At 70.4% G+C, this 16956-nt stretch carries 20 protein-coding genes; 13 read left to right on the forward strand and 7 right to left on the reverse strand.

Translation table 11 applies throughout. The features are described from left to right. The first annotated feature begins 70 nt into the window (after positions 1-70). A complete protein-coding gene (locus ACQPWU_RS04385) occupies positions 71-733 on the forward strand; it encodes a hypothetical protein (protein ID WP_433437056.1) in 663 nt (220 codons plus the stop codon). 56 nt (positions 734-789) lie between these two features. Here the strand turns inward: ACQPWU_RS04385 and ACQPWU_RS04390 are convergent, their stop codons facing one another. The 3 genes from ACQPWU_RS04390 to ACQPWU_RS04400 all read right to left on the reverse strand — a co-directional run bounded on the left by ACQPWU_RS04390 (position 790) and on the right by ACQPWU_RS04400 (position 5517). After that, on the reverse strand, positions 790-1158 hold the full coding sequence (locus tag ACQPWU_RS04390; RefSeq protein ID WP_433437058.1) for a hypothetical protein: 369 nt from the start codon (positions 1156-1158) through the stop codon (positions 790-792). A 103-nt stretch (positions 1159-1261) separates the two neighbouring features. Beyond that, on the reverse strand, positions 1262-4645 hold the full coding sequence (locus ACQPWU_RS04395; protein ID WP_433437060.1) for a tetratricopeptide repeat protein: 3384 nt from the start codon (positions 4643-4645) through the stop codon (positions 1262-1264). A 179-nt stretch (positions 4646-4824) separates the two neighbouring features. Continuing rightward, entirely contained in the window at positions 4825-5517 is a 693-nt protein-coding gene (locus ACQPWU_RS04400) for a response regulator transcription factor (RefSeq protein WP_433437061.1), read from the reverse strand. 176 nt (positions 5518-5693) lie between these two features. Between ACQPWU_RS04400 and ACQPWU_RS04405 the strand changes: the two genes are divergently transcribed. The 10 genes from ACQPWU_RS04405 to ACQPWU_RS04450 all read left to right on the forward strand — a co-directional run bounded on the left by ACQPWU_RS04405 (position 5694) and on the right by ACQPWU_RS04450 (position 11667). Next, a complete protein-coding gene (locus tag ACQPWU_RS04405) occupies positions 5694-5945 on the forward strand; it encodes a MoaD/ThiS family protein (RefSeq protein WP_433437062.1) in 252 nt (83 codons plus the stop codon). Between the two features lie 72 nt (positions 5946-6017). Then, positions 6018-6683 carry an LmeA family phospholipid-binding protein gene (locus ACQPWU_RS04410; RefSeq protein ID WP_433437064.1) on the forward strand — a complete coding sequence of 222 codons (666 nt, stop codon included), beginning with the start codon at positions 6018-6020 and terminating at the stop codon, positions 6681-6683. Positions 6684-6720: 37 nt separating this feature from the next. Further along, entirely contained in the window at positions 6721-7236 is a 516-nt protein-coding gene (locus ACQPWU_RS04415; RefSeq protein WP_360685785.1) for a sigma-70 family RNA polymerase sigma factor, read from the forward strand. Further along, entirely contained in the window at positions 7233-8042 is an 810-nt protein-coding gene (locus ACQPWU_RS04420) for an anti-sigma factor family protein (RefSeq protein WP_433437066.1), read from the forward strand. The genes ACQPWU_RS04415 and ACQPWU_RS04420 overlap by 4 nt, the downstream gene beginning before the upstream one ends. A 28-nt stretch (positions 8043-8070) precedes the next feature. Then, complete coding sequence (locus ACQPWU_RS04425; RefSeq protein WP_433437067.1) at positions 8071-8520, forward strand: thioredoxin family protein; 450 nt, start codon at positions 8071-8073, stop codon at positions 8518-8520. Between the two features lie 171 nt (positions 8521-8691). Continuing rightward, positions 8692-9105: a DUF4395 domain-containing protein gene (locus ACQPWU_RS04430; protein WP_433437069.1), complete on the forward strand. Its 414-nt coding sequence runs from the start codon at positions 8692-8694 to the stop codon at positions 9103-9105. Next, on the forward strand, positions 9102-9941 hold the full coding sequence (locus ACQPWU_RS04435) for a sulfurtransferase (protein ID WP_360685773.1): 840 nt from the start codon (positions 9102-9104) through the stop codon (positions 9939-9941). Before ACQPWU_RS04430 ends, ACQPWU_RS04435 begins: the two co-directional genes overlap by 4 nt. After that, a complete protein-coding gene (locus ACQPWU_RS04440; protein ID WP_349446544.1) occupies positions 9941-10243 on the forward strand; it encodes a DUF1416 domain-containing protein in 303 nt (100 codons plus the stop codon). Before ACQPWU_RS04435 ends, ACQPWU_RS04440 begins: the two co-directional genes overlap by 1 nt. Positions 10244-10330: 87 nt before the next feature. Further along, positions 10331-10891 (forward strand): RNA polymerase sigma factor, encoded by a 561-nt coding sequence (locus tag ACQPWU_RS04445; RefSeq protein ID WP_433437070.1) that lies wholly within the window; start codon positions 10331-10333, stop codon positions 10889-10891. Then, positions 10888-11667, forward strand: a complete 780-nt coding sequence (locus ACQPWU_RS04450; protein ID WP_433437071.1) for a methylated-DNA--[protein]-cysteine S-methyltransferase — start codon at positions 10888-10890, stop codon at positions 11665-11667. The genes ACQPWU_RS04445 and ACQPWU_RS04450 overlap by 4 nt, the downstream gene beginning before the upstream one ends. Before the next feature lie 5 nt (positions 11668-11672). Here ACQPWU_RS04450 and ACQPWU_RS04455 read toward each other — a convergent pair whose 3' ends face one another. Further along, complete coding sequence (locus ACQPWU_RS04455; protein WP_433437072.1) at positions 11673-12221, reverse strand: helix-turn-helix domain-containing protein; 549 nt, start codon at positions 12219-12221, stop codon at positions 11673-11675. Positions 12222-12332: 111 nt separating this feature from the next. On the opposite strand from ACQPWU_RS04455, the gene ACQPWU_RS04460 reads away from it, so the two are divergent. Next, the gene (locus ACQPWU_RS04460; protein ID WP_433437073.1) at positions 12333-12731 is read left to right on the forward strand and encodes a hypothetical protein; all 399 of its coding nucleotides are present in this window, start codon (positions 12333-12335) and stop codon (positions 12729-12731) included. A gap of 99 nt (positions 12732-12830) precedes the next feature. Further along, positions 12831-14087 carry a hypothetical protein gene (locus tag ACQPWU_RS04465; RefSeq protein WP_433437074.1) on the forward strand — a complete coding sequence of 419 codons (1257 nt, stop codon included), beginning with the start codon at positions 12831-12833 and terminating at the stop codon, positions 14085-14087. Positions 14088-14093: 6 nt separating this feature from the next. On the opposite strand, the gene ACQPWU_RS04470 is transcribed toward ACQPWU_RS04465, so the two are convergent. Genes ACQPWU_RS04470 through ACQPWU_RS04480 form a run of 3 tightly spaced genes read right to left on the reverse strand, consistent with a single transcriptional unit; the run spans position 14094 to position 16787 of the window. Next, complete coding sequence (locus ACQPWU_RS04470) at positions 14094-15521, reverse strand: hypothetical protein (protein WP_433437076.1); 1428 nt, start codon at positions 15519-15521, stop codon at positions 14094-14096. Between the two features lie 7 nt (positions 15522-15528). Next, complete coding sequence (locus tag ACQPWU_RS04475) at positions 15529-16173, reverse strand: hypothetical protein (RefSeq protein ID WP_433437078.1); 645 nt, start codon at positions 16171-16173, stop codon at positions 15529-15531. Then, a complete protein-coding gene (locus tag ACQPWU_RS04480; RefSeq protein ID WP_433437080.1) occupies positions 16170-16787 on the reverse strand; it encodes a hypothetical protein in 618 nt (205 codons plus the stop codon). Before ACQPWU_RS04480 ends, ACQPWU_RS04475 begins: the two co-directional genes overlap by 4 nt. Positions 16788-16956: the final 169 nt, after the last annotated feature.

A 16956-nucleotide genomic window follows, 5' to 3' on the forward strand; every position in this document is an offset into this window, starting at 1 on the left:
CCCCGCGCCCAGCCACCTCTCGCGCCACGTTTCCACTGCGACCGCATGGCGTGATCCATATACTGCCGAGATGTCCGACTTCGCCGACTTTCGGGCCAGAGGACGGGCGGCCCTGCTGGCGGACCAGGCGACCCACGACTCTCCCATGGTGGAGGGCGCGCGGCGGTGGGGAGCGGCGGCCGTGCTGCGCCCCTCGGGCGAGGTGCTTGACCGGCTGGCCGAGCTGGCCGGGACCATAGAGGCGCCTGGGCACTGGGTGCACGGCCGGCGGGCCTTGCACGTCACGCTGAGGTCCCTGGAGCCGTATCGCGACCGGATCCCCGCCGGCGACTCCCTGCGCAGGGTCTACGGAGACGCGCTGGCCGAGGCGGCAGCCGGGCTCGCGCCCGCGAGGGTGCGCCTGGCCGGCGTGAGTCCCCATGCGGGCGGTGTCCTGGTCTGCGGCCACCCGGAGGACGACACGCTGGCCACGCTGTGGAAGCGCTTCGCGCACGCGATGGAGTCCCGCGGCGTACGCGACCTGGAGCACGGCAGGGTACGCGACCGCTGGTACGTCAGCCTCGTCCACTTCGCCGCCCCGCTCGCCGACCCCCTCCGGATCGTCGAGTGGTGCGACGCCCACGCCGACGTCGACCTGGGCACGGCCGAGCTGGACGCGGCGGAGATCGTCCAGTTCGTCCTCACGGCCACGGGCATCCGGATCAAGGCACTCGAAAAGGCCCGGCTGGCCTGAGACGGCGGGGTGCCACCCGGCCCCAGTCCAAGGTGGCACCCCGCCGCCGTCCCGGGTCAGCCCAGCACCAGCGCGGTGACGAACTGCAGCAGGTGCCAGGCCACATAGGCGCTGAGCGAGCAGAACGCCCACTCCTTCCCCCGGCTGATCCTGGAGATCCACCGGAGCTGCTCCGCCGGCTCCTTCCGCGCCTTGACGGACCTGGTGACGAAGTACGCCGACATCATCCAGGCCGCACCCGAGCCCCCGACCAGCCCCAGCGACAGCGCCAGCAGGACCGGGGACCCGCTCAGGAGATCCGGCGGCGGCAGCTGACGGACCCAGGCGGCCAGCACCCCGGCGAGTACGGCGGTGGTGATCCGCCTGTCCTTACGCGCCTGGCGCTTCAGCCACTGAAGGTCTCGACGCAGATGGTTCTTGAGCATCCGGATCACCTCCGTTTGGAGCAGCTGGTGGCACCAGCTAACGGAAATTTCCGGATAAGATCTCCGACCTCACATCCGAGATTTCACGACTTTTAGCGATATTTCAGGGCGACCCATGCACCGCCCCGAGCTCGCGCAGCTCCACCGACACCCGCCGAGCCTCCAAGACGTCCCCCACCTCTTCGAGCAGCCGCAGAGCCTCCCGGAGATGCCCGGCCGCCGTACCCCGGTTCCCCAGCCTGGCCGAGATCAGGCCGAGCGCCCGCAGGGCGCACCCGAGGTCCCGCCTGGTCCCGCACTCCAGGTGGACGTCCCTGGCCTGGCCCGCGTGGACCAGCGCCTCCTCGGCCAGATCCAGGTCCAGCAGCACCATGGCCAGTGTCGTGAGCGCCGCCGCCCACCGGTCCTTGGTGCCGGTCTCGTTCTGCAGCTCGACCGTCTCCCACGCGAGCTTCAGCGCCGCCTGCGGCTTGCCCGCCGTGTGCAGCGCCTGCGCCATCGACAGCAGCGCGCTGGCCCGGTTGTCCCGCAGCTCCTCCCTGATCGCCAGCGACGCCTTGGCCGCCGCCAGGGCAGGCTGGTGCTGCCCCAGCGACAGGTACGTGTTCGCCAGCGTCTCCTGGACGTCCGCCTCCGCCCGCCGGTTCCCCAGGCCCTGCACGATGTCCAGGGCCTCGAGGGCGTACACGAACGCCACGTGCGGCAGCCCCTGCCGCCGTCGCACCCTGGCGAGCCGGTTGAGCATGCGGGCCTCCACCGGCTCGTCGCGGATCACGCGGCTGATCGCGAGCGCCTGGTTGAGGTAGTCGTCGGCCCGGAGGTAGTCCGCCAGCCGCCAGTGCACCAGCCCGATGTCCCCGAGCGTCTCCGCCTTGCCCTGCTCGTGGTGGAGCTCGACCTGGACGGCCAGCGCCTGCTCGTAGTACGCCAGCGCCTCGTCGTACCGTGAGCCGTTGCGCGCGATCCGCCCGAGCGCGCACAGGGCACGCCCGCAGCCGTGCTGGTCGCCCGTCGCCGTGTACCCGGCCAGCGCCCGTTCGGCGTCCCGCCGGGCGTCGTGCGGCAGCCGCAGCAGGTCGTAGATCTCGGCCAGGCAGAGCAGCGTCTCGGCCTCGGCGTGCTCGTCGCCCAGTTGGTGGCAGATCGACAGCGCCTCCAGGCCCTCCGACAGCGCCGCGTTGGGCTCGCCCAGATCCCGCCGCACCGTGGCCAGGATGATCAGGCTCTGCGCCGTGCCCCTCCGGTCGCCGAGCTCCTCGCGCACCTCCAGCGCCTGGCCGGCGTGCTGCAGCGCCGGCTCGTACCGCTCCTGGGACAGGTGCAGCCGCGAGAGCGTGTGCAGACAGTTCGCCACCCCGGCCAGGTCGCCGATCTCCCGGTAGAGGTCGAGCGCCTCGCCGGCGCACTTCAGCGCCTCCTCGTTGTTGCCCGCGATGCCGTGCACCTCCGCCAGGTCGTTGAGCGCGCGGGCCCGTCCCTCGCCGTCGCCGAGCGAGGCGAAGTCGTCCAGTGCCTCCCCGATGAACCTGGCAGCCAGCGTCGAGGGACCGATGTCCCGGTGGATCGAGCCGAGGTTGCTGCGCATGAGCGCGATCGCCCGCCGGTTGCTGACCTGCATCGCCGAGGTCAGCCCGGCCTGCTGGACCTCCAGGTTGATCTCGTAGTAACGCAGCTCCCTGAACGGCTCGAACACGGCCTCGGCCAGCCGCCACGCCATCCCCTGCGCGCCGCTCTCCTCGGCCATCCGCACGGCCGACACCAGCGAGCGCCGCTCCGCCTCGAACCACTCGGGCGGCGTCGCGGGGTCCGTCGCCTTCGCCAGGTAGTGGTCGAGCAGCCGCACCCTGGCCTCCCGCACGCCGGCCTCCGCGTGCCTGCCCAGTTCCCTGGCCAGCCGCTTGACCAGGTCATGCACCCGGTAGCGCGGCCCGGCCAGCGGCTCGACCAGGTACGCCCGGTGCAGCCCCTCCACCGCCACCACGGCCTCGCTCACCGGCACGCCGAGCGCCGCGGCCAGCACCTCGGGCGTGAAGTCCCGCCCGGGCAGCAGCCCCACGTGCCGGAACGCCCGCCGCTGCCCCGGGCTCAGCGACTCGTACGCCAGGTCCAGCGCCGACCTGAACGCCTCCTCCGGGTCGCCCACCAGCAGCCGCCCCGGCCTGCGCAGCTCCTGGACCCGCTCCCGCACGCTCAGCCCGGGGTTCTCGGCCAGCTTGGCCGCCGAGATCCGCAGCGCGAACGGATGGTACGAGCACACCCCGGCCAGCTCGGCCAGCGTGTCCCTGTCGGCGGCCCGCGGCGAGTTCCCGCCGAGCACCGCCACCAGCAGCGCCACCGCGTTGCCCGGGTCGAGCACCGGCAGGTCCATGAGGTCGGCGTGCCCGGTGGCCCGCAGCGGCGCCATCCGCGTGCGGCTGGTCACCAGCACCACGCAGTCCTTGCCGCCCGGAAGCAGCGCCCGCACCTGCGCGGGGTCGGCGGCGTTGTCGAGGATGAGCAGCAGCCGGCGCCCGGCGATCCTGCTGCGGTAGAGCAGCATCAGCTCGGCACCGTCGTCGGCGGGCATGTGCTCGCCCACCCCGAGCGAACGCAGGATCTGCCCCAGCGCCTCGGCCGGCGTCATCGGCGGCTGGCTCGGTGACTGTCCCCGCAGGTCGATCACGATCTGCCCGTCGGGGAACCGGTCGGCGTGCAGGTGCCCCCAGTGCGTCACCAGCGCGGTCTTGCCCACGCCCGGCAGGCCCTGCACGACCATGGTGTTCGTCCGCCTGGGCCGCTCCAGCCAGTCGGTGAGCAGGTCGAGGCTCTGCTGGCGCCCGGTGAAGTCGGGCACGTCCGCGGGGAGCTGGCGCGGCTTCGGCACCCCGCCGACCGGCAGCGGCTCCATCGTGCCCGGTCGGGTCAGGAACGGCGTCACGTTCCCCTGCCACGGCGCCGACAGATGTTCCCAGGCGCCCGCCGCGTCACGCAGCGCGGACGGGTCGGCGATCCGCAGGCGCCGGTAGCCGGGCCGTACCAGCCAGCCTCGCCGGACCCACTGCGTGAGCTGCCGCTGCACCACGTCAGGAGAGCTGCCCACGAGGTCGGCCAGCGTCTCCATCGACAGCGGCGGCGCCGACTCCGAGGCCAGCACGTAACGCTCGTCGAGGTGCAGCAGCCATACGGCCAGGCGGGCGGCGACGGGGGCGCGGGCGAGCGCCTCGTGCCTGCGGGCCGCCACGTTCCTGGCGAACAGCTCCTGCACCAGCGCGGTGGCCACGGCCGGGCTGGCGGCGGCGTGCTCGCGTAACCGGCGCAGGTCGATGGGCCAGGCGCGCAGCTCGGTCAGCGCGTCGATCTTGGCACGCTCGGCCGGGCTCCAGAAGGCCAGTTCGCCGATGAGGTCGCCGTCGCCGCGGAGGTCGTGAATGGCCTCGCGCTCGCCGACGGGGGTGTACTCGCGGGCGTAGCCGTAGTCGATCACATAAACCCGGTTGGCGGGCCGCAACGGCGAGCAAATGGTCTCGTTACGCCGGAAGACGCGAGGTCTCGCGCCCTCGTCGGCCAATGACCGGAACAGACCCACCCCGACACCACCAATCTGGGGACGGCGGTGTCCTCTTATGACAGACGCGAAACAGCCTCAACGACAATTTGTCACATCAGCGGGCTCCGCTGTCAATCGGCTCAGACGGCGGCGGTGTCCTGGCGGTCGGGGACGAAACGGTAGCCGACGTTGCGGACGGTCCCGATGAGGGACTCGTACTCGGTGCCGAGCTTGGCGCGCAGACGCCGCACGTGGACGTCGACCGTCCTGGTGCCGCCGAAGTAGTCGTAACCCCAGACCTCCTGCAGCAGCTGGGCCCGGGTGAAGACCCTGCCGGGGTGCTGGGCGAGGTATTTCAGCAGCTCGAACTCCTTGAACGTGAGGTCGAGCACCCGGCCGCGCAGCCGCGCGGTGTAGGTGGCCTCGTCGATCGACAGGTCTCCGCTGCGGATCTCGTCGGGCACGTCCTCCGCGGCTGCCTGCGAGATGCGGCCCGTGGCCATGCGCAGGCGCGCCTCCACCTCGGCCGGCCCCGCGCTGTCGAGCAGCACGTCGTCGACGCCCCACTCGGCGGTCATCGCCGCCAGCCCGCCCTCGGTCACGATCACGAGGAGCGGGCAGTCGATGCCGGTCGTGCGGATCAACCGGCACAGGCTCTTGGCCTGCACGAGCTCCTTGCGCGCGTCTACGAGAACCGCGTCGGCGGGAGGCGTGTCGATCAGTGCGGACGCCTCCGCCGGCGAGACCCGGACCGAGTGGAGCAGCAAGCCCAGCGCCGGAAGCACCTCGGCGGACGGCTCGAGGGCGTTGGTCAGCAGGAGCAGGTTGCTCATTACGGCCTCCTCAAACACGCAAGGACCCGGGGGCTACGTCGCCCAGGTCCTGTAGGTGAGGATATCCCACGAGTAAGTCGCGTCCATTACGCGTCCGGCAGGTGAACAGCGCGTCTCCTGAAACAAGCTCGTTAACGGCGACGCACAATAGACCACAAACCGATTGTGAGGTACCCATGGCCACGGGAAAAGTACGTTATTGGGCTGCGGCCAAGGATGCGGCCGGTGTGGCGGAGGAGCCGTTCGAGGCGGTCACTCTTGGTGAACTCATGACGAAAATCACACAAAATCGTGCCGATCTGGCTCGGGTGGTGAGGCGCTGCTCGTTCCTCGTGGACGGTCACCCGGTCGGCAAGCGGCCCCATGACGAGGTCGTTCTGGCTGACGGGGTGACGGTGGAGGTGCTGCCGCCGTTCGCCGGGGGGTGATGGGTCGCTTCGCGGGGGAATGAGTGATGCCAGTCGATAGGCTCTTGACCCCCGCCATAGACAGGTAGCCCCATGCGCAAGCTGATCGTCGCCCTGATCGTGCTGGTCATCCTCCTTGTCGCCCTCGACAGGGTCGCCGTGGCCGGGGTGGAGCGAGATCTCGCGAACAGGATCGCGGCCGCGTCCGACCTCTCCGGCACGCCGACCGTGACAATTGAGGGCATCCCATTTCTCACGCAGGCCATCTCCGGGCACTACCCCGAGGTACGGTTCGATCTCGGCACGTTGACCTACGGCGGCGTGCCGGTCAAGAACCTGCGGGGCGCCGCCTACGACGTGACGGCACCCCTGGCGGACGTCCTCCAGAACCGAGCCAACATCCAGGCCCGGCGCGTGGCCGTCAGTGGCGTTCTGACCAGGGCGACGATCGACAAGTACGCCCCCAGCGGCGTCAAGATCGGCGGCAACGGCGAGCGGCTCACGGCGTCGGGCGAGGTGACGGTGGGGGTGAACAAGGTGAAGTTCAACGCCGAGATGCGCGTCGAAGTGGCCGACGGGGGCATCAAGCTCCAGGCGGAGAAGATCGAGGGCGTGCCCGACCAGCTCGCGCAGTTCGTTTCCTACACCATCAAGTTCAAGGGCAAGCTGCCCTTCGACGTGAAGGTGACCGGGGTCAAGAGCGTGGCCGAAGGGTTGGAGTTCTCGGCCGAAGCTTCTGACGTGCCGATCCGTGGATGACATTGAACCGGCCCGGCCCGGCGTACGTGAAGAGGGCGTGAGTGCAGCAGCCGGTACCGCCGACGAGGAACTCGTGAGGACCCTCTTCGACGAGCACGCCGGGCCGCTCTACGGCTACGTTCTGCGACTGACCGGTGACTCCGGCCGGGCCGAGGACGTCGTGCAGGAGACCCTGTTGCGGGCCTGGCGACATCCCGAGGCTCTGTCCGGCAAGCCGATCCGCGCGTGGCTGTTCACGGTGGCCCGTAACCTCGTCGTGGACCAGCATCGAGCGAAGAAGGCCAGACCGCAGGAGACCGGCGACGAGGCGCTGGCGGTCATGCCGGCCGACGACCATCTGGAGCGCGCGGTCGAGTCGTGGGCGGTGGCCGAGGCGCTGGCCGCGCTCAGGCAGGAGCACCGTGAGGTGCTCCTGGAGGTCTACTACCGGGGGCGATCGGTGAAGGAGGCGTCGGCGACGCTGGGCATTCCGCCGGGCACCGTCAAGTCGCGTACCTACTACGCGTTGCGGGCGCTCAAGCTCGCCCTCGAGGAGCGGGGGTTGGCGCCATGATGACATGCGAGGAGGTACGGCTGGCCCTGGGCGCTCACGCCCTGGGCGCGCTGGACCCTGAGGAGGCGCTGGAGATCGACCAGCACCTGGCGACCTGCGAGGAGTGCGGAGCCGAACTGCTCGACCTCGAAAGCGTGGCCTCCTTTCTTGGCAAGGTGTCGGAGCGCGATGTCGAACTGGTGGCCAGCCCCCCGCGGCAGGTGCTCGACCGGCTGCTGAACGACCGCGCCAAGCGGACCAGGCGCGGCCGGCTGCTGCTGGTGGCGGCCGCCTCTGTCGCGGTGCTGGCGCTCGGTGGCACGGTCTGGACGGTCGCGAACGACAGCGGAGGGCAGCCGACGACCGCGGCGGCCCCCATGGCCACCCAGCCGCAGGCGAGCGTGCTCGACGCGCCCGAGGACAGCCGGGCGAAGGCACTGGCCAGTGATGCTGAGCCGTCCGCGAGCCGGAAGCCGAGCATGCTGCCGAGCAGGGCGCCGCGAGAGGCGGTGGACGGCCGCGAGTTCACCGGCAGGAACGCCGCGAGCGGCTACAACGCCACCGTGTCGGCCTGGCCCGATGAGCACGGCGGCACGGACCTGGGCGTGCAGGTCGGCGGCGTGCCCTTGGGCACGACCTGCCGCCTGCTCGTCGTCGCCGGAGACGGGCGGCGCGACTTCACGGAGAGCTGGATGGTCAGCCAGGCGGCATACCGGGAGAGCACCGTGTTCAAGCGCACGACGTCGCTGCCCATGAGCGACATCACCAGGTTCGACGTCGTCGATCAGGCGGGGAAGGTTCTCGTCAGGGTCCCGGTGCGGAAGTAATCGCGTGCCTGCGTGGTTGCACCAGGCGATGACTGGATTGTGGGTGGCGCTGGCGACCCTGGCGCTCGGCACTGTGATCGGGGTGGTTCGCCTGCGCCGCGACGGACGTGTGCGTGACACGGCTGGAGACCGGCTGTCCGAGGCCGATCTCGGCGCCGGGCTGGGGGAGCGGGCGACGCTCGTGCAGTTCTCCACGGCGTTCTGCCAGCCGTGCCGGGCTACCAGGCGGATCCTCGCCGAGGTGAGCGAGCTCGTGCCGGGGGTGACCCACGTCGAGATCGACGCCGAGTCCCGGCTGGACCTCGTGCGGCGGCTGGACATCATGCGCACGCCGACGGTCCTCGTGCTCGACACGCGCGGAAAGATCGTGAAGAAGGCCGCGGGCCAGCCCAGGAAGGCCGACGTCCTGGCGGCTCTCGCCGCGGCCGTGACACCGCCGCCGTCTCAAGAGTTGTCTCACCAACCGGACGAGATGTGACAGATGACGAGACGCCGAGTAGTGTCGTCGGCATGAACCCAACGACAGAGCTGCTGACGAAGCGGCGCGCGGTGGATTTCTGCCGCGTGACCACCGCGCTCTGTCGCGCTGCCTGAGGACGATCCCGCGGACATCAGGTCCGCCCCGTCGACCCTTCAGGAGCATCCTTCGATGCGTGCCGACCCTAGAGCGCTGCGTTTCGGCGCGGCCATCACCACTCTGGTACTCGCCCTCGTTCTGGTGACGGAGAGTGCCTGGCTGCTGGCCGCCCAGGTGGTGGTCTTCGCGCTCGGAGTCGTGTGGCGCTCGCCGTACACGATGCTCTTCAAGACGTTCGTCAAGAGCGCACCGAAGGATACCGAGGACGCCCGTCCGCCGCGCTTCGCGCAGGGGGTGGGGCTCGTCTTCGCGGTCGTGGGCCTGGCCGGATACCTCGCCGGGATCGTGCCGCTGGCCCTCGTGGCCACGGCCGGGGCTCTCCTCGCCGCCTTCCTCAACGCAGCCTTCGGATTCTGCCTTGGCTGCGAGATGTACCTGCTCATTCGCCGTCTACTGCCCGCCGCCAACATGGAGGTTCCCAAATGAGCCGCTCCGCCGCCCTGGTGGACGCCGACTGGGTCGAGGCCAACCTCGACACCCCTGGAGTCGTCCTCGTCGAAGTCGACGAAGACGTCAGTGCCTACGACAAAGGCCACATCCGTGGCGCCGTGAAGGTCGACTGGCGGCAGGACCTGCAGGATCCGGTGCGCCGCGACTTCGTGGACAAGACCGGTTTCGAGGCCCTGCTGTCCGACCGCGGCATCTCCAACGATGACACCGTCGTGCTCTACGGCGGCAACAACAACTGGTTCGCGGCTTACGCGTACTGGTACTTCAAGCTCTACGGCCACGAAAACGTCAAGCTGCTCGACGGCGGGCGCAAGAAGTGGGAGCTCGACTCCCGCGAGCTGGTGCGTGACGTGCCCGAGCGGGCCAAGACGCAGTACGCGGCCCAGGAGCAGGACACCAAGATCCGCGCCTTCCGCGACGACGTGGTCGGCGCGATCGGCAAGCTCAACCTGGTCGACGTGCGCTCGCCCGACGAGTTCACCGGCAAGCTGCTCGCTCCCGCGCACCTCCCGCAGGAGCAGGCGCAGCGCGCCGGCCACGTGCCCACCGCCCGTAACATCCCGTGGTCCAAGGCCGCCAACGACGACGGCACGTTCAAGGCCGACGACGACCTGCGCGCGCTCTACGGCGAGGCCGGGGTCGACTTCGGCAAGGACACCATCGCCTACTGCCGCATCGGTGAGCGCTCGGCGCACACCTGGTTCGTGCTGCACGAGCTGCTCGAGCAGGACAACGTGAAGAACTACGACGGTTCGTGGACCGAGTACGGCTCGCTCGTGGGCGTGCCGATCGAGCTGGGGGAGGCCCGCTGATGACCACTGCACAGGGTTGCGGAGCGCCGGAGCAGACCATCACGCTGCCCGCCGGGATCGACCTGGCCACCCAGGCCGTGATCCAGGGCGTCGTGACGGGCGCCGGCACGGCGTACGCGCGTCTGCTCGACCACTCCGGCGAGTTCACCGGCGAGGTCGTCGTGTCCGACGAGGGCATCTTCCGCTTCTTCGCCGCTCCCGGCGACTGGACCGTCCGCATCATCGCGGGCGGCGGCGTCACCAGGGACATCAAGGTGGAGGCCAAGCTGGGCGAGGTCTCCTCGCTCGCGGTCGCCGTCTGAGCCGTCCAGCCTAGGGGGCCCGCGTCCTTTCGAGGACGCGGGCTCTTTCGTTGCAACCGATCCGGGCACGGCGGTGTTGTAGCAGGTGTGAGTGAATCCGACTGCCTCGATCCGGTGCGCAAGGCGCTGCTCGACGACCTCGACCAGGGGTTCGCCGAGCTGTACGGCGCCTACCGCGGCTTGGTCTTCTCGACCGCGCTGCGGCTGAGCGGGCGCTGGGCCGATGCCGAGGATCTCACCGCGGAGGCGTTCCTGCGGGCGTACCGGGCGCTGGCCGGCTACGAGCGTGACCGCATCGCCGCGCTCCAGCCGCGCGCCTGGCTGATGACGATCCTGATGAACATCTGGCGCAACTGCGCCAGGGCCAAGTCCCGCAAGCCGCCACCGGAGTTGCAGGACCAGCCGGTCGAGGAACCCGATCCCGGCCAGGACGTCGAGGAGGCCGCGGTGCGTCGCGAGACCGGCGACGAGCTGGCCGAGCTGCTCGGCCTGCTGCCCGAGGAGCAGCGGGTCGCGGTGGTGCTCAGGCACGTCGTCGACCTGCCGGTCAGCGAGATCGCCACCGTGCTCAGGATCCCGCAGGGCACGGTCAAGTCGCACGTGTCACGCGGGCTGCGGCGGCTACGCGCACTGGGAGGTGCCCGATGACCCACGACCCACTGCCCGGCGCACCGGAGACGCCAGGCTCCGACGCGCCGGACGGGCTGCTTACCGCGCTCGCGGCGCTGTCCGCCGACCCGCCCCAGGGGCTGCTCGACCGGATCGCGGCCCGCTGGGTAGGCGTGCCGAGCCCGATCGGGGAGCTCCGGGTCGCGTTCACCGACCAGGGCGTGGCCTACGTGCACACGGGCGAGGGGTTCGCCGAGGCGTTCAGGAAGCGGTTCGCCCGGCCGCTGCTGCCCGCCGAACGCCCGCCCGCCGGACTGGTGCCCGCGCTGCGCACCGGCAGACCCTCCAAGGTCCGGCTGGACCTGCGCGGGCTGAGCGACTTCCAGCGTGACGTGCTGGAGGCGGCCCGTACGATCCCGCGCGGCGAGGTCAGGCCGTACTCGTGGATCGCGGAGCGGATCGGCCGGCCAGGGGCCGTGCGCGCGGTGGGCACGGCGCTCGGCCGCAACCCCGTGCCGCTGCTGATCCCGTGCCACCGCGTGACCAGGTCGGACGGTGCCGTGGGCGATTACGTGTTCGGCTCGGCGGCCAAGGAACGGCTGCTGCTGGCCGAGGGGACCGATCTGGCACGGTTGCGGGAGCTGGCCGAGGAGAGAGTGTTCTACCTGGCCAGCGACACCACGGGTGTCGTGTGCTTCCCGACGTGCCACAACGCCAGGCGCATCACCCCCCGGCACCGGCACGGCTTCCGCAGCGTCGCCCAGGCCAGGGCGGCCGGTTACCGCCCGTGCCGCACCTGCAGGCCCGCCTCGTAGGCCGCTCAGGGTTTGGCCGGGTAACGCATGAGGAGCGTGGCGCGTACGACGTCGGGGCCGCGCGCCCGGTAGCCGTGCGGCACGTCCGAGAGCCACGAGATGTGGTCGCCCGGTCCGGCCGTGAGCGGCTCGTGGATGGGCCCCGCGCTGAGCGTGCCGGCGAAGACGGTGACGTGCTCGCTCACGCCCTCGTGATGCGCGGGCGAGGTCTGCGTGAGGCCGGGCGGGACGGTCACCCTGTAGAGCTCGTACGTGACGCGGTCGTCCTCGAACACCTCGAGCAGCTCCGCCTCCATCGCCGTGCCCCGCATGATCTGCGGCTCGGGCGGCTCGGCGAGCAGCGCCCCGATCGGCACGCCGAGCTGCGCGGTGATCGCCCAGAGCGTCTCCAGCGTCGGGTTGTGCGTGCCTGTCTCGGCGCCGGCCAGGGTGGCCGTGTCGACGCCCGAGCGTTTGGCGAGCTCCGACAGCGACACGCCGCGCTCCTGACGCAGCCGCCGCAGGCGATCTCCCACCACCCGAGGGTCGGCGTCGATTGCGGGCTGCGGCTCCATACAGTCATGGTGCACGCGTCACACTTCGTGGCCGCCATTTCCCCGCTGATAATTCTTTTGTCACCGCCCAGCGATGACACCCGCACCGGCACGCGTAATCGTGGATGGCACATGCACTGGCACGCGTACACCTGGACCGGCAGCGCGGAAGAGCGTGACAGGGAAGCGGAGCGTCGTCCAGGCTCGCCCGACTTCTCCAGCTCCGCCGTGCCGCCCATGCGGACCGGCGACTGGCTGGCCAAGCCGCGCTCGCGCATCGCGGCCACGTTCGACGACCTCGACGCGGCGCTCGACTGGCTGAGCTCCCGTTACCGCCGGCTCGAAGGCGCGTTCACGCATCCTGACAGGGTCGGCCTGGACGAGCGGCTCGCGTCCGCCAGAGACGCCCTGCCGCGCGGCGTGGACGTGCAATGGGGTGAGTGGCTGACCGGCGGCAGGTTCGCCACGGTGAGCCTCATTTGCTGCCCGAACAGGCACGTCACCCACCCGTGTCCGGTCCGCAGGCCGTAGCGCTTTCGGGAGTTGCGGCTGCGGCAGAAGGGACAGACCGATACGATTCTGCAGATGTCCGGATCGACAGGTGTGATGGCGCCTCCCCGACCTGGGCCTGTGCCGGCTCAGAGGGTGCCGTCGCCGTACTCGCTGCCCCTGCACACCCTACGACTGGCGGGCAAGTGTGCCCTGCCGCTGATCTTCTGGTTCGCCGCCGGCCAGCTCGCGCGTTTCGCCCTGCTGTACGGCGCCACCGAGGTCGCGTACGGCGACTTCAGGCAGGTCCGCCTCGTCGTCGTGATGACGCTGCTCACGTTCATCATCCTCACGGCGATGACGGTCACCACCGGCATGCTGTACTCCCTGCGCGGCGCCCTGTGGGAGCTGCGCGCGAGGGTCGATGAGGGCGTGCAGCAGGAGCGCTTCTTCCGGGTGCTCGACCGGGTGGCCCCGGCTTTCGCGGTGCTCTACCTGTCGTGGGGATTCCAGACGGAGGACGCCAGGGACGTCTACCAGATGGACCTGTTCCACCACTTCGACAAGATGATGGATCAGTCCTTCTTCGGCGAGGACTCCACCGTCGGCCGGGGGCTCATCGATCTCGACTGGCGGGTGTCGCTGGGGGCGATGGTCGTCATGTTCGGGCTGAAGTGGCTCTTCGCGAAGCTCGTCGAGCAGGGCAAGGGCAGGTTCTACGGCTTCCTCGCCGCCTTCTCCGAGTTCGCCTTCGTCTTCTACGGCCTGAACGCCACCTTCTTCATCGCCAAGGCCCGCTCCGACTGGCTGCAGCACCGCAACGTGGTCGCCGGCACGGAGGAGGTCTGGGCCGAGGCGCAGAAGAGCGTGCCGCTGTGGGAGACCGTCACCGGCTTCTTCGGCGATGTCTGGCCGTTCGTCCTCGACGGCGTCGCCGTCCCGCTGGCCTGGCTCACCGTGGCGATGCTGGTCTTCGGCTCCTACTCCGACGAGACCCGCGCCCTGGTCAAGGGCACCCGCCTGGAGAAGGGCGTGGACCGGCTGGAAGGCAGCCACGACCTCACGCAGAAGTCGTTCGACCAGCTCACCGGCGGGTTCAGGGACCGCTGGCTGCCGCTGGCCAACTCGCTGCGGATGATCTTCAAGAGCGGCCTGCCGCTGTTCGGCATGATGTGCCTGTGCTACGTGGCCCTCGACGTGGCCGGTCAGTACGCCGAGCGGGGGCTGCGGACGCTCGTCGGCACGCGGGAAGAGTGGGTGTGGTACTTCCAGGGGCCGCCGCTGGGGTTCGTGCACGAGATGATCGTGACCGTGCTGACCATGGCGCTGCTGGCGGCGACGTACGACATCGCGGCCACGAGGGCCCGCCTCAACGGCGAGTCCCTCAACGACGTCTGAGCGCCCTCAGCGGCGCCTGAACCGGAGGACGTCGATGTCCTTCTCCAGCTTCGCCACGGTCTCCTTTTTGAAGAGGTCCTCCGTGGGGGTGTCCGAGCGGTAGTTGCTCGGCCTGAAGGAGAGCTCGACCGCGTTCGCCACCGAGGCCGGCACCTTGGCCACCCCCAGGATCTTGTACTCCTTGCCCACCACCATCCGGTCGATCGGCGGATCTCCCACCCAATCGTTCTCCACGACCCAGCTACGGCCGGTGCCGTCCTCCAGCTTGACGTCGTCGGGTTTGGCGGTCTTGGTGGCGCTGCCCTCGTCGAGGGCCTTCTTCGTGATGTCGACCTTCAGCCAGGCCACCTCGGGACCGGTCGTGCTGCCCTCGGGGGCCTTGGTGGGCGCGATCGTGGCCCGGTACTCGATGTTGTTCAGCTTGGCCGCCTGGCCGGCGGGGACGATGGTCACCTTGGTCTCTTTCGTGGAGACCTTCTCGTAGAAGAGGTAGCCGTCGTACGAGTGGGCGGCCGTGGTGAGGAGCGAGACGATCACGGCGCCGGCGGCGATCAGCAACATGCGCTTACGCCGCGCCCCGGGTGCGGCGGCCCGCCGCGACCCCCGCTCTGTGGCCTGCGGCGCGTCGGGCGAGGCATCGTCCGGAGGTTGGTGCGGCATCCCGGCCACCGCGGCGGCGGCCTGCGTGGGCGGCCCCGACGGTGGTGCGCTCTGCTGCGGCTCGAAGGGCAGGGGGCCCTGGACCGCCGGTAGTGGCTGGGTGACGCCGCCGACGGGTTCACGGGGGGCCGGAGGCCACACCTGCTGGTCGGACTGGGCGTGTCGAGCCCGGCTCTGCGGCGCGCCATGGCGCGGAGCCACCCCTTGGCCCTGTCCTTGTGCGTGCATCGGGCGCCGCGGCGCGCTGGGCGGCCCCGGCGCCTCCTGCGGGGCGCTGGGCCATTCCGGCGCCTCCTGTGAGGCGCTGGGCCATTCCAGCGCGTCCTGTGGCGCGCTGGGCCGCTGCGGCGTGTCCTGTGGCGCACTCGGCCACCCCAGCGCGTCCTGCGGCCCGCTCGGCTGCCCCTCCAGCGCGTCATAGCCGGGAGGCGGCGTTCCGCGGCCACGACGCCCGCCGTGGCGCTGCGGCATTCCGCGGCCGGGCAGCTCGCCCCCTGACGGCACCCGAGGGACCGGCGCCGTCTCGGCGCCGGGCGGCACCTCGTCCCCGGACTCCATGCCCGGCCCGGAATACGGCCCTTGGCCGGATCCTGTGCCGTGCTCAGGAGGCAGGGCGTGACCGGAGTGCCGCCCACGGCCGGACGGTGGGGCGCCGCGGCCGGAGTGGGAGCCGAGGCCGGGGGGCGGCTCCTGGCTGGGCGGGGGCGGGGGCGGTTCCTCCTCGCGCCGCGGATCGTTCCTGGGCGAGAACCAGTCGCGCTCGTTCGTGCTCATCCTGCGATCACTTCTTGTCGGTCGAGTAGACGTCCTGAGGCGAGGCCGCGAGCTTGCGCGCGCCCTCCTCGTCCAGGCCGAGATCCACTTCGGCCTCCGGCTGGTACGGCTCCACCACGAAACCCGAGGGCAGCCTGAACACGACACGCGCCCCCGGCAGCTCGGACGGCGGCACCTCGAAGAAGAACCGCCCGCTCGTCCACAGGCCCGGCTGCACCCACCGGAAGGCCAGCGTGTAGGTCTCGGTCACCCGGTCCGTCGCGGCGAACTTCTTGCCGTCGGCGGTCAGCAGCACCGGCTGCGCCAGGTGATAGGGCTTGAGACTGGACATGGCCGAGGCGTTGACGATGAGGAAGAGGTTGTCCGTCCCGATCGTCTGGTCGCCGAGCTTGATCGACTTGGCGGCGACGAACGAGTCCAGCCGCACGGAGAACCGTTTGGCGTCCACGACCTCGCCCTTGCCGCCCGTGTAGGTGAGCGGATCGGTGATCTCGCCCTCTCCCCTGTGCAGGGTCTGCAGCGCCACGGCCGCGCCCAGCAGCACCAGCCCTGCGGCGAGGCTGAGGAGTTTGGCGCCGATCCCGGGCCGCCGGCCGGCGCGCCTGCCGCGGCGAGCGGGCGCCACCGCTGAACGTTGCTGTGTAACGGTCACGCCGCGTCACCCTTTTTGACGGTAAGCGTCACCCGCGCCTTGACCTCGGGGACGAGCGGCTTGTCGCCGGGATCCTTGGGGACGATCTGCCAGCGCGGGGTGGGGTCGTTGAAGCCGCCCTCGTACTCGAAGGCGGCCACGTCCATGGACATCTTCTCGGGCGGCTGCTCGTTGTCCTTCAGCCGGTAACGCACGATGACCCGGCTGGTCATCCCCGGGTGGAGCTGGCGGCTCTCGCCGCCTCCCTTGCCCTGTGCGAAGACGAACGGCCCCGCGTCCTTGTCGAAGGCGGGAGTGATCTTCAGCAGCGAGGTGGCGAAGAAGTTGGAACCGACGGCCTGCGCCGGATTCTGCCCCGGGAGACCGACGGGAACGGTCTCATCACCTTCGTTGGTGACGTCGAAGACCAGCTCCACGAAGCGCTTGTCCTCGTCGAACTGCGTCTTGGCCCTCTCCACGGTCACGTGCGACTCGACGAACTTGGTGGAGTAGAGGCCCTGGTCGAGCACCGCGCCCTGGCCCAGAGGCTCCGGCTCGTCAGGGGCCTCGCGCAGACCGCCCAGTAGAGCGGTGATGCCGACGGCGGTGAACGCCACCAAGGCAACTGCGGGCACCACTACCGGTCGTCTGGGCCTTTCACTGCTTGCGCCGGAGGGTTCCGTCATGGGTAAGGATGGTAGTAGGTCTCGTCTGTCCCATCTGCCGCAATGCTCCCATCGGGCAGGGAGAATTGCCGAGAAACCCTGCCGCTGTGGGGCTCGAAGCTCATACGCTGTCACGGAG

It is taken from the genome of Nonomuraea sp. CA-141351, from assembly GCF_050944675.1.
Taxonomy (GTDB): domain Bacteria; phylum Actinomycetota; class Actinomycetes; order Streptosporangiales; family Streptosporangiaceae; genus Nonomuraea.